Below are 11,985 nucleotides of genomic sequence, written 5' to 3' on the forward strand. Positions count from 1 at the left end.
ATGGTGGTTTTAGAACAAGATAAAAGCCCGTTGTTACGGGCAGTAGTCAAGTAATTATAGCACTAACCTGAACGAAGTTCAGCGAACGCCTTTAGGCGTCGCTAGAGAGAACCGGCTTATAGCCGACTACATCCTTTTATTTTTAGGTCATCAGCCTGAATCCAAAGTAAGTGGTAAGAGTTTTTAGAATCATAGATACAAATATATTGTTGGAGAACAGTTGGATCTGTTCTCCTTTTTTATTCGTAAAAATACTAGTTGAAAGGAGTTCGTGATGGATAATCTTGAGATTGTTATGAATCTTACTTCATTAGAGGTTTATAAGGTGATAGATCATAGTGAATCAAACACTCAAACAGAACAGTCTGATAATCATCAGATGGATCTATTTAGTGACTACAGCCTGTTTACCCCTCTTTAATGATTTACTGACGTTAGTTGAACAATGTAGGAGAGTATCATGAGTAATTATTTTTACAATCAATTATTAGAAAGTGAACCTCTTGGGTTTATTGACCCTCTACAAGATTTAGGTGAATTTGATTCTATTCAGATGAAATTTAAAAAACCAGTAAGCCAACTTATCAATAAATATTCTGGACTTCCTTATAGTTTCCATTGGCAAAAAAAGATTGAAGAAATGCGTACGTTGTATATTCAATACCAAGAAAGTTTAAAGTCGGAGGATCTAAAACTAGATATACATAATCGAGTACGAGATAAGAAAGAAAAAGCCCATCTTCATGAAATTGTTACAACTTATCTATGTTTAGGATTCCGTTTTAGAGAGATTGAAGAAAGGGTTTCTTTGATTAATACTCGTTTACGTAGGAAGTGGAATAGAAGTCAGTATGTGAGGACAACAGAGCCAAGGTTTTATTTGAAAGGAAAAGCTGGTTCTAGATTTGTTCACTCCTCCACTTTGCCAAAAAGTTTAAGAATTAATTAGATTGAGAAATACTATGAATTTGGATATATGTTACAAAGTAATTCTTAAAGAAGGATTAAGAGAGTACAAGTATAAGAACAGTCATTTAAAACCTGTCAATTTACCAGACGAAGGGAATCGAGGAGCCATTTTTGCCTATCGTTCTAAAGCTCAGATGATTCAAGCACGAGGTGTAGTTTTAACGTCCCTAGAAGCTGTTTTAGAGAATGATGGTAACTTTACACACTGGACACCGAATATCTACCGCTATGGCTCTTATAGCGATGAAAAACGTCAGATTACTAGAGGGCATTCTGAGGAGAATTTACGTCAGATCAATACTTTCTACATTGATTTTGACATTACTTCTTCAGCTGAAGAAATGACAACAGGAGACATATTGACAGCTGCACTTGATTTAGGTTTTATGCCAACTCTGATATTAAAATCAGACAAAGGCTATCAAGCTTATTTTGTCTTGAAGGAGGCGGCTTACGTTACAAGTCACTCACAATTTAGAGTCGTTAAAGTCGCAAAAGCCATTTCACAAAATCTAAGAGAGTATTTTGCTAGGACATTACCAGTTGATCTAACATGCAATCATTTTGGGATTGCTCGGATACCACGTGCTGATAATGTTGAGTTTTTTGATGAGGATTACATCTATTCATTCCAGGAGTGGTTGAATTGGTCTATGAAACAGTCTGATCTTCCTTTTCCAAGTAAGAAACCAAATTTAACAGTAATTAGTGGGACAGAAGGAATTAAGCAAGTAGATGAGCCCTGGTATAAGATGCTCTTAAAAGAGGGAACTATTAAGGGACAAAAGGATTTGATGGGAAGAAACAATGTGCTATTTACCCTAGCCCTTGCTAACTTTTCAAGTGGGGTCTCTCAGAGCGATTGTGAGGATATTTTACTTGGTTTTAATGAACAATTGTCTGAATCACTTTCTAAAACGGAAGTCCTGAAGGTTATAAAATCAGCTTATTCAGGGAAGTACGAGGCTGCAAGTAGAGACTATGTATTACATTTGTGTCGGTCTTGGATTTCATCAGATTTAAAAGCAGCTAATCTTTTTACTAAACAGCGATGGTACAAATTCAAGAAAAATAGATCAGAACGTAAAAATAGTCATTTACATGAATGGGAAGCAGATGTAATGGATTATCTAGATCATTTACTTGAGACTGGGGATCCATTTCTACAGACAACAAAGAAGGCTCTTAGAGAGGAATTGGGAATCCCTGAAAGGTCTTTTGATAAAGTCTTAAGATCATTAAAGGATGGTCAGAAAATACTATTTACAGTCAAGGCTGGTCGAGGTGGAGGTATTAGGCTTGCATCGATTAAAGCAATATTAGGTTCTCTTATTCAGGTGAAAAAAGAGCGACAGCCTATCTACATTGAAAATGTTGCTTCCTTTTTTGAAGAGGATCTAGTATTTGTGAAACAAGTGATGAGGAGAGCTAAAAATGCTCTTAGATCTATTGAAAAACAGTCTTTATTTGAAGTTGATATTGGATAGAAATAAAACCCGTAAACTGCCTTACATGTATATCTACGATAATGGCTGTTAGCTGAAATTGTTGGTCAGATAAAGAAATAGGAGGAAGATTAAAATGAAGGATTGGATTATGGGAATGAGTATGATTTGTTTGGTCTTGGTAGTGTTAATAGGATTACTACTTGTAGCCGCTTGTATAGTTGGGAGTCATCTTGCCAGATATATAGATGGATATGATCGGGAATTTGATACTGATTATCAAGCATTTATGGCTAGTAGAAAGAAGGGAGATTTTAAATGAAGTATGCAATTTTTAGTTTTGCTGAAGGGGATTATTTATTTGATGAGAATAATTGTTTATTGGTATTTGAAAGTCGTGGCTTAGCCTACCAGTATTTAAAAGAGACTCATCGGAAGCCTTCACCAGTTCAAAAGACAAAAAAGATTCTTCAATTTACTCAGTCTTATCAAGCACCATTTAGGATTCAAAAGGTTTGTTAGGGGGATGAATATGGTTGATGTGAAAATTATTCGTGGCTATTATTTGACGGCTGTTGGACAGGAGTCCCTGGCTTATCATTTTAAGCTGGAAAAGAATTGTACTGATTATGACAGTATTAAAGCTGGTGATGTTGTTGTATCGTTTTATCAGAATTATGAAGCTATTACTAGTATTCCTGCTTTAGTTCGGGTTGATGGGGTTATTGCAACTGAGAAAAGGGTAACGGATTTTTTAAGGGGAGAGAAAAAAGACAAGGTTCCTATGCTGCCAGTAGTAGGAGTTTATAGTCAGTTTGATCCACTTAAATTTCAAAAGATGATGGCTATGTTTAATGATTTTAAGAATCTCTTAGAGCAATTTGAGACAGGTCGAATGGTCCAGGGTGAATTATTTGATTTCAGTGAGGAGGTGGGTGAATGAAACCTCAATTATCTGTAATAAAAATTTTCTTTGCTTTGTTTGTAATAATCATTTGTTTAAGCTTGATGAGTCTGGGGATTCAAGCAGTTTGGAAAGATTATATTGCAAAGGACTATGATTCACACTTAACTGAGACTGTTTATATAGATACCGTGGAAAATCAGAATGTAAATTTAGTTTTTTACAAAGAAGGGTGTCCATATTGTAGAGCTGGAAAGGAGGTAGTGGTAACGGCTTCTAAAAGAAGTCATTTCCCTACGTTCTATATCAATGTTGATACGCAGGAGGGGCAGGTATTGGTAGATAAGTATCAGGTTGATAGTGCTGCAACAATTGTTAAAATTCGAGGTGGTAAAGTAAAGTTATTTGAATATGCTACCGAGGATAGGGATGGAAATATTAAGGCTAACAAGATGGCTATACAGGAGGCTTTAATTAGAAAGGAATAATTATGTTAGTAAAGCGTATTCTTATTTTTTGTTTATTATTTGTGTTGATAGCTTTTTCAATAATTTTATCTTGTTACATGGTTTTCTTCCCTGATTGAATAAATAAAAGAAAATTTGTATTTTTCATGATTATGGTAGCGTGTATTTGCTTAATGATATTGCAGTTATTGCTTGATTGGGACATTACCCAGAATATCCAGGGTATGTTGGAGTCGTATTTGGGGGAGTGAGCCTTAAGGCTAATGCTCACTCCAGAAAAGATAAATTATATTTAGGAGGATTGAAGAAATGGAACAAAAATATTATTTAGTTTTGGCAGAGGTCAGTATTTTTCAAACAGTATGGCTTATTCCTTGGGAAGATGGGACAGTAGGGTGGACAGATGAAATTAAGCAAGCTAAACCTTTTTTATCCTATGAGGAAGCCAAAAATAAGACTGAAATGCACATGCAATCAGTCTTTGAATTTATTGCCTCATACAAAATTATAGAGTTTACTAGAGAAGAGTTAGATAATTTTTTTATTCAAACTAGCTAAAAACAAGGTAATCTAAAATATCAGCTGGGTTAACTTTGGGATTGATAAATTTTCCGTTTGGATGTTTTGCAAAACTACCAAAAAAGAAGATTTTTAAAGGCTTATGATCTCTTGCTGCACGTTTTAAGATCTTTATCTTATATCCTACTCCATGATGTTGAGATTTGCTCTCATTGATAATTATTGTGGGACGAATATTGATATTGTCGATTGAGCAGATGTGGTGAAATCTGATTAAAAAATAACTATTACCAGGATTATCTTTATTGAAATGATAATCTACCGTAGCAGTATCATAGTAAATATGAACGTCCTCCAACTTTATTCCTCTTTGGTCAGCTTCTACTAGGATGGAAAAGACATAAATTTATACCTCTCAATGATAATTTCTTATCTTTATTTTAACAGTTATTATCTCAGATTAGAAAGGACATATCATTTATGATAGATATGATTAAACGCTGGATTGAAAACATAAAATCTAGCCCGATAGTAAAACCATTTACTGTCATTATTACTTGGTTTAGGGAGAATGTGATTAAGCGAAAATTGGTCATTTTTTCAGTCCTATTTACAGCTTGGATTAGTTTATTGTTAGGTGCGATTTACTCTCCTCAGAAACTCGTTTATACGGATGAACAATTAAAAACTAAGCGAACATTTGAAAATGGGACAGGAGAAATTAGACTGACTAGTCAAGTCTATTCGCCTGACACAGGGATTATTGTACTTCAGTTTGAGACAAGGGATTCTACCTCTCCAGTTAATCGTGGGATTGATGCAAAACGTCTTGAATGGAACCTATACGCTCGAAATAATCAGGCTGAAACGAGTATGGAAATTGTTCCAATTACAGATAGTAAAATCTCTGTTATTCTTCGGAAGGTTCCTAGAAATTTTGATGCCTATGCCATCGATGTCGTGAATGAAACAGTAGCTGCTAGTTTGATTGATGTCAGTGTTACAAGTCCATCAAGTGATGAAGTTGTAGTTCCAAAAGATAAGTTGAACTCTGAGGAGAATGTGGTCCAGTTTTACATTGCTATGCAAAATAGTCAGTTAAAGACTAAGAAAATTGAGAATGTTTCTCGAGAAGAATTTGCCTTGTCTGAAATTAAGGAAGAGAGAACTTTTCAAGAGAATCAAGTGAAGAAGTTGAAACACTCCATTGAACTTTTGGAAGATGCTATTGAAGATGATGAGTCACGAAAAACAGGGTTAGTAAAAGAGTCCCAGTATTTGACAGGTGATGATTTAGAGTCAGTTAAGAAAGATATTACATTACTGGAAAGTAATATTGAAATTAAGAAAAATTCGATTGAAACTGCTAAGAAGAATATCACTAAAACAGAAGATAAGATCAGGGCTTTAGATTTAAAAGAAGTAGCTGTAAAAGATGGAACCTTTGAATTTTTGAGTCCGATTGAAACAGTGGAGTTGAAGTAAGGAGATTTAAAATGAAGAGAAATCATGGTCGAAAATTAAACCTATCCGCAGTAAAAATATTGCTAATTCTACTTTTCAATTCTTTTATTCAGTTTTTTGCACACAATGTATTTACCATGATAGGCTACTTCATTTTGGGTGGCATTATCTATAGTAGTGTACCTGAAATCGGACAAGTTTATAGTCATATTTTATGGATGGTAGTTGCTTTGGACTGTTTAATAGTATTGCTTAAAATGGTAATTTTTGGGAAGGTTACTTATTTGAAAAATCTTGTACAGAGATTACTTTGTTACCTGATTTTTATAAAAGGCTACTACTATCTAGAAACTACCAATGGGATAGTGACTGTATCAAATTTTATAATTTTTTGTGGTCTGCTGCTTGTTCTTCTTTATAGTTTTGGAAAATTCATTTGGCCAAAATTATTTAATAGATATGTCTTGAGTAAGGTATTGAATAAGGATTATTTAGATTCTAAAGATTTTGATGAGTTATCTGAGAGAGCTAGTTTTTTCAAAGACCTTGGGATTCAGGATGTTACTTGTAGGATGAGAAAAATTGATCAGAGTATTGTTAAAGATTCATTGAAGAGTAGTCTTATACTAGAAGAATTCACCTCTTCCGCTTCTTTGGTTAGGAAAAGAAAGAGATGGTTTGCTTGCGAGTTTTCTATCGTTGAAAAAAAGTATGATTTGCAGTTTATCCTTTTTCTCTTTGATGGTAAAGCAAGATTTTATTATCGATTTCCAAGAATGACTTTTACGAAATTAATAGGATCAGAGACAGCTGTTACTGAAATTGTTGGTGAGTGAGAATCAGATATATAGTCTGATTCTCATTTGTCCGCTTAACACTAAAAAAATGATTATCCCTTATACTGAATTTATTAGGAGAAAGGAGCCTATAAAATGGCAAAAAAGAATTTAAGGAAGATTGATTCGGAGTTGGAAGAGGCAAAGAAAAAAGTGGTTGCCTTAGAACAAGAACGCAAGCAAGCAGAGGAAGAAATTCAAAGACAGATTGGAAAAACGTACTTCCAGCTTCAAAGAAAAAAAGATAACAATAAGTCCTATCAAGAAATTTTAGAGGACTTAAAATTGGAATTATCTCTTCTAAAAGAGGAGGAAAAAGAGCGTAAAAAAGCTGCCCAAAGAGATCGGGAAAATCCAGAAAATAATAATTTTAATGGATACGAATGAGTGTTGTTCAGATGAATCCTTTAGCTAGAATTGTATGTCATAAGTATGTCGTGCACCTTTTAGGTGGAGAAACTCATGTATGCGATAGGTAGGCGAAGCCGAGAAAATTGGGGACACGGGAAACGTTGATACTATCAACATATCACGCAAAGTGATATCAGTTTCCCTTATGCTCTTTTTAGGTGTTTAGGTGGTAAAGAAAGTGGTAAAAACTACCTAGACAACTTTTGTAGGTAATTTACTAGGAAAATTACCACCTTGTTTTTGAGATGCTATTATGAATCACGAGGAGATAAAATTATGGAAGATTGGAAAACCATGTTTGAGGTCGCAAAATCATTAGGTATTTCAAAAAATTTAGTTCGCTATCATCGTTCTAAATTATCTGATGAGGATGTAAAAAAGAAGAATGGGGTGACATATATTTCCCCTAATGGTGTTGAAGAAATACGAAGTTTTTTGCGAAAAACTGATTTAGATATTTCTTTTGAAGAATCCGTTTTAGAGAAATTAGAGTCTATTCAAACAATGCTAAAAAATTCCTATCAGGATTCAGAAAAAAATCCAAGACAAGTGATTAAAGATTGCTTAGACTATCTGAAAAATGAAGAAGGTATTTTAGAAGTCTTATCGGAATTGGAGCAGGAATCAAGAGGTACAAAGGAGAATAAAATTTATCCTGTTCTGATTGATTATTTGGAAGATGATGTGAATTTGATGGATGATTTTTTTGGATAGTGGAGAGCTGGATATAGATGTCTGAAGTAAGAAATGAAATAAAAATTAGAGGACTATCTCAAAAAGAAATTGAGTATTTAAAAGCCTTATCAAATCGTTCAAAGTCAAAATCATTTAATGAATTTTTACTCGCTATGTGTCGTGAGAAAATTGAAAAGGAAAAATTCAATTTGGCTGAAGGAATGTATCTTGCCTATATGGATGATATGAAAGTGGCCTTAGAACATGCCTTACTTTTATCTCAGAAACAGAATATAATCTTGACTGACTTTGACAAGAAGATGGATCGGTATGCTTACCATATTTCACGTTGGCTAGAGTATGAAGGGGAGATTTCTAGTGAAGACTAAAAATTTTGTCGTGCGAAATGTTTCTGAGGAATCCTATATTCAATTACAAGAGATTTCAAAAAAATACGGTTATCCATCTTTCAATGAGTTTATGTTGGCTCAGATCCAGAGAATTCTTGAAAATGATGGTCTTGATGTTTACGACAATAAGTTTGCGGAAGACATTGTTCTTCTAAAAGAGCAACAAGAAAAACTGATAAACCAATTATTGAAAAATGAATTATTGTTGTTAGCTCTTAATGGAAAGCAGGATATTCTTGAAGAAGTAACGTTGTCCTGGCTACATTTCATGGATGATGTGGATGCTTTAGAAAGTGAGAGGAATGTAGGAGGTGGATTTTGAAGAAAAATAAATTTTTATTAGTTGCTTTATTGGTCCTGCTTATTATTTTATTGCAACCTCAAGTTAGGGAATTTCTTGTCCAATTTTTTACGGATTCTGATATAAGCAATCAGTTAAATATTGGTCATTCACCTGAATAAAAAAATTGAATTGGATAGATATGGGTAGGAAGGAGGAACAAATGAAAAAAAGTAGACAAGCCTTTTATTTAGATGAAAATAAGTTAAAAAAATTAGAGGAGATTTCTATTTATCTTGCGAACTCTAAAGGAGTTCTTCTAAAGGGTTCTCGGAATAAGTCAGAAATTATGGGAATCATTATTGAGACTTTTTATGGTCTATTCATTACAGAGGGAGAGGGACGTTCTTATCATGAAAATCTTTTTCATCTGGAAAAAAACGAACCGTCACTCAATGATAGGATTCAATTCAAAGCAATGAGTAAACGATTAGATCAATTGCTCTATCTTGAATTGTTGCACTATCATCTTGCGACAAAAGGTAAAGACTTTGATATACAGAATTTAGAGTCCATTCATTCTTCGTTAGATGTTGAGCAACATGAATTATTACTTCATATTGATTCTTTAATCAAAAAAGATGCTGCTTATGGACAGACTGTTAAGCATTCTCATTAGAGGTAGAAAGAGGGGCCGAATTTGATTACAGGAAATAGTCCTAAAATTACCTTCATGTTGCAATATACGGAAGCTAATAGTCAATACGTAGACTATACGAATCGGGATGAAGCAGTTAGTGTAGAAAATGATTTATCACAAGATGTGAATCAACAGATGCTTGAAGGATTGACTAGGGAAGAGTTAAATCAGATTAAGGATGCAGTTCCTGAAATGAATCTTGATTTCAGAGAGTATGTAGATTATATGAATCGCTCTTATGCAACAGAAGGGCAATCAGAAACGCTAACGGCTGTGTTTACCGAGGACTCAGATTATTTGCAGAGGAGCCACTTAACTAGATTAAAGAATCGACTAAAAGATGCTTATCAAAATGGTTCATTACTTTGGCAGGGTGTTATTTCTTTTGATAATCAATTTTTAGCAGAGCAGGGTCTATACGATCTTGCGACTGGACAGGTTGACCAGAAAGCTATTAAGGCAGTTATGCGAGAAATGATGCCGACTTTAATCAAGAAAGAAGGTCTCTCAGATTCAGCTTTTTGGTGGGGAAACATTCACCTGAATACAGATAACATTCATATCCATTTTGGTTTATCAGAGGTTCAATCAAATAGAGAAAAGATTTTTTATGAGCCTAGGGGAAGAATGGAGTATAAGGGAAATTTTTCTCAGAAAACAATCGAGCGTTTTAAAAGTGGCTTTTATCATGGACTCTTGAAAGAAGAAACACGGTCACATTTGATTCGGAAAGAACAGGTACTTGCAAATCTAAAATCTAGTCTAATTCAATTTGTTTATTCTGATAGGCAAGTTGTTTCAGATCATGAACAATTTTTCTTAAAACAGGCCTACAATCATCTCCCCCAAAAAGGGAAATGGCGATATGGGTCAAATGCAAAAACTTTTGCAGTGAGTAAATTCTTTTTGGATAAGTATATCGATTCCTACCTACAAAATTCTGGGAAAGAATTGTATGATTCATTTTTAGAAGAAAGCAAGGAGTTTTTATCTCAATTTCAAGATGTTTATTCGGCTGAAAAAAATCGAGTCTACGAAAAGATACGGCATGTTGACGGTAGACTGGAGCGATCGCTTACGACTTCAAAAGGATATAATCTTGATCATGTATTAGAAAATCGAGTAGCTGATTTAAGAGAACGATTAGGGAATGAGATTTTACGTAGTTTTAGAGAGGCTTCACCAAGTAATGTAAAGTCTCAACTGGAAAAAAATATTGATTCCTTTTCTTCTTCAAATCAAAAGAAAATATTAGATCAGATGCCTGAAGCGAGTTTACTTCGATCAGAAGAGGCTTGGAAAAAGTTGGGCTATAGTGTCATGGCTGGAAAGCAAGGTATTGAAATTATTCAACCCCGTTATCCCTCGTACGACAAGTATGGAAATGGGCTAGGACAAGTTGAGTATGTTGCAACCAAGGTCTATGATATTAGTCAGGTGTTTGAAGAGGATGCTCGAGGAAAGCTCACTCTACAAGAACTTTCTTTATTTTCTTCTGATGAATTGAAATATTTAATTGATAATATTAAAAATGATTCGACTACTAGTAATGGGCAGGCTAATCTTGGGATTTATCGTTATGCTTTGAAATTAAATAGTTTGAAGGAAAGAAAAAATGTTCTACTGGTGAAACAGAAATTGTTGGGACAGATTCATGTCAATGGAGAAGATCAAGAGTTTCTCGTTTTTAAAGAAAAGAGAATTAAAGATGAATTAAAATTTATTGATCTTCAATTGGTTCCCAATTATAAATTGAGTGAAGAAGAACGTATTCAGAAACAAGCTTTGAGTAAGCAGTTTGAAAGTAGTGTTCAGATGCCTATTAATAAGGCTACTGCTAAAAGTATTCAAATCCCTATTCATCAGCTAAGAGAAGAACTTAAACTAGTATCAAGAATAAAAGATCACGGAATCCTATCTTTATTAGAGGGAAGGGAGATTACCAAAAGACAATATCAAGAAGAACTTCAGAATCAGATTTCTATTTTTCAGCTGAAGCATCAGATTCATCAACGAAATAGGAAAATTTCAGATGCTGCAAATCCTGATTTAATCAAGGAACTGAAACGTGAGAATTACCAGTCCTTTAAGCAGTTAGAGGAACTGTATTCTAGTTTGGGTAACTCAGACAAGCAAGGAGATAGTGTTTCAAAGACTGTCTCTAAAAAAGTTGAGCAAAAAATGATTGTAAAAAGGAATAGTTTGCAGCAGGCAAAGAGAAAAGTCACGATTAATACCGATTTTATGAATCAACTGACAGATTCCTTAAGTCGAGCTCAAATGGCCAATAAAAAAGCCCTTCATGAGCGAATACGAAGTGATGATAGAAAGGAGAGAGAAGAACAAGAAGAAGCTAGAGAGGCAGCTAGATCTAGTAGTATGTGAAGATAGATGAGTTTGATAATTTATTTTGTGGTACAATAGATAAAAATTTAATGGAAAGGTTCCATGAATTTTCTAACACTGACCGTCTCAATTCGAGGCGGTTTTTTCTATGTTAGGGTTCTTTAGTTTGGAAGTTCATTCTATTTATGTTGTAGCTATTGGTGTAAACCAATGGCTTTTTTTGTACTGACTTGTCCCCTTAACCCCGAAAATTTCATTATCTCTTACACTGGGAGTAACTATGTAGAGGAGGTTTCTATGTTGTATTTTCCAGGTATATCACAGTTAGAGTTTGACTTTGAAGAGCGATGGCTAGTTCGCTCAGTAGATTTAGCGGCTAATCGGATTCATTTTGAGGGCCGAGGGCAGAATCAGGATTTAGAGTTTGTTTTAGAGTATTCGGATCAAGCTGAATTACTTTTAGATTATGAAGTTGGGGATCTAATTCATCTACCCAAAGAATTATTTATTCAGCCTGAAGTAGAGCCCTACGAAGTGGAATATGAATGTTTTTAGGGAG

Annotated in this window: 18 protein-coding genes; 17 read left to right on the forward strand and 1 reads right to left on the reverse strand. The window is 34.3% G+C overall.

Annotation, left to right across the window (positions count from 1 at the left end):
• Positions 1–274: 274 nt before the first annotated feature.
• From ACXM1Q_RS05435 to ACXM1Q_RS05470, 8 genes are all read left to right on the forward strand, one after another.
• Positions 275–421, forward strand: a complete 147-nt coding sequence (locus ACXM1Q_RS05435; protein WP_458516889.1) for a hypothetical protein — start codon at positions 275–277, stop codon at positions 419–421.
• 36 nt (positions 422–457) lie between these two features.
• Complete coding sequence (locus ACXM1Q_RS05440) at positions 458–949, forward strand: modification methylase Sau96I (protein WP_458516941.1); 492 nt, start codon at positions 458–460, stop codon at positions 947–949.
• A gap of 13 nt (positions 950–962) precedes the next feature.
• Positions 963–2,456: a primase C-terminal domain-containing protein gene (locus ACXM1Q_RS05445; RefSeq protein ID WP_458516891.1), complete on the forward strand. Its 1,494-nt coding sequence runs from the start codon at positions 963–965 to the stop codon at positions 2,454–2,456.
• 94 nt (positions 2,457–2,550) lie between these two features.
• Positions 2,551–2,736 carry a hypothetical protein gene (locus ACXM1Q_RS05450; RefSeq protein ID WP_458516893.1) on the forward strand — a complete coding sequence of 62 codons (186 nt, stop codon included), beginning with the start codon at positions 2,551–2,553 and terminating at the stop codon, positions 2,734–2,736.
• A complete protein-coding gene (locus tag ACXM1Q_RS05455; RefSeq protein WP_458516895.1) occupies positions 2,733–2,936 on the forward strand; it encodes a hypothetical protein in 204 nt (67 codons plus the stop codon). The genes ACXM1Q_RS05450 and ACXM1Q_RS05455 overlap by 4 nt, the downstream gene beginning before the upstream one ends.
• Positions 2,937–2,946: 10 nt before the next feature.
• On the forward strand, positions 2,947–3,357 hold the full coding sequence (locus ACXM1Q_RS05460) for a hypothetical protein (protein WP_458516897.1): 411 nt from the start codon (positions 2,947–2,949) through the stop codon (positions 3,355–3,357).
• Positions 3,354–3,806, forward strand: a complete 453-nt coding sequence (locus ACXM1Q_RS05465; protein ID WP_458516899.1) for a thioredoxin domain-containing protein — start codon at positions 3,354–3,356, stop codon at positions 3,804–3,806. Before ACXM1Q_RS05460 ends, ACXM1Q_RS05465 begins: the two co-directional genes overlap by 4 nt.
• 288 nt (positions 3,807–4,094) lie before the next feature.
• A complete protein-coding gene (locus tag ACXM1Q_RS05470; RefSeq protein WP_458516901.1) occupies positions 4,095–4,343 on the forward strand; it encodes a hypothetical protein in 249 nt (82 codons plus the stop codon).
• Here ACXM1Q_RS05470 and ACXM1Q_RS05475 read toward each other — a convergent pair.
• Positions 4,336–4,662, reverse strand: a complete 327-nt coding sequence (locus ACXM1Q_RS05475; protein WP_458516903.1) for a hypothetical protein — start codon at positions 4,660–4,662, stop codon at positions 4,336–4,338. The genes ACXM1Q_RS05470 and ACXM1Q_RS05475 overlap by 8 nt on opposite strands.
• 122 nt (positions 4,663–4,784) lie before the next feature.
• On the opposite strand from ACXM1Q_RS05475, the gene ACXM1Q_RS05480 reads away from it, so the two are divergent.
• The 9 genes from ACXM1Q_RS05480 to ACXM1Q_RS05520 all read left to right on the forward strand — a co-directional run bounded on the left by ACXM1Q_RS05480 (position 4,785) and on the right by ACXM1Q_RS05520 (position 11,981).
• Positions 4,785–5,789, forward strand: coding sequence for a hypothetical protein (locus ACXM1Q_RS05480; protein ID WP_458516905.1), 1,005 nt, complete (start codon positions 4,785–4,787; stop codon positions 5,787–5,789).
• A gap of 11 nt (positions 5,790–5,800) precedes the next feature.
• Positions 5,801–6,604 carry a hypothetical protein gene (locus ACXM1Q_RS05485; RefSeq protein WP_458516907.1) on the forward strand — a complete coding sequence of 268 codons (804 nt, stop codon included), beginning with the start codon at positions 5,801–5,803 and terminating at the stop codon, positions 6,602–6,604.
• A 96-nt stretch (positions 6,605–6,700) separates the two neighbouring features.
• Positions 6,701–6,991: a hypothetical protein gene (locus ACXM1Q_RS05490; RefSeq protein ID WP_458516909.1), complete on the forward strand. Its 291-nt coding sequence runs from the start codon at positions 6,701–6,703 to the stop codon at positions 6,989–6,991.
• 300 nt (positions 6,992–7,291) lie between these two features.
• Positions 7,292–7,729: a hypothetical protein gene (locus ACXM1Q_RS05495; RefSeq protein ID WP_458516911.1), complete on the forward strand. Its 438-nt coding sequence runs from the start codon at positions 7,292–7,294 to the stop codon at positions 7,727–7,729.
• Between the two features lie 17 nt (positions 7,730–7,746).
• Positions 7,747–8,079, forward strand: a complete 333-nt coding sequence (locus tag ACXM1Q_RS05500) for a hypothetical protein (protein ID WP_458516913.1) — start codon at positions 7,747–7,749, stop codon at positions 8,077–8,079.
• Positions 8,069–8,422: a hypothetical protein gene (locus tag ACXM1Q_RS05505; protein ID WP_458516915.1), complete on the forward strand. Its 354-nt coding sequence runs from the start codon at positions 8,069–8,071 to the stop codon at positions 8,420–8,422. Before ACXM1Q_RS05500 ends, ACXM1Q_RS05505 begins: the two co-directional genes overlap by 11 nt.
• Before the next feature lie 181 nt (positions 8,423–8,603).
• Positions 8,604–9,059: a hypothetical protein gene (locus ACXM1Q_RS05510; RefSeq protein ID WP_458516917.1), complete on the forward strand. Its 456-nt coding sequence runs from the start codon at positions 8,604–8,606 to the stop codon at positions 9,057–9,059.
• A gap of 21 nt (positions 9,060–9,080) precedes the next feature.
• Positions 9,081–11,465, forward strand: coding sequence for a MobP2 family relaxase (gene mobP2 / locus ACXM1Q_RS05515; RefSeq protein WP_458516919.1), 2,385 nt, complete (start codon positions 9,081–9,083; stop codon positions 11,463–11,465).
• A 258-nt stretch (positions 11,466–11,723) separates the two neighbouring features.
• Complete coding sequence (locus tag ACXM1Q_RS05520; protein WP_458516921.1) at positions 11,724–11,981, forward strand: hypothetical protein; 258 nt, start codon at positions 11,724–11,726, stop codon at positions 11,979–11,981.
• Positions 11,982–11,985 lie beyond the last annotated feature (4 nt).

The sequence above is a fragment of the Streptococcus sp. 10F2 genome (assembly GCF_054331515.2).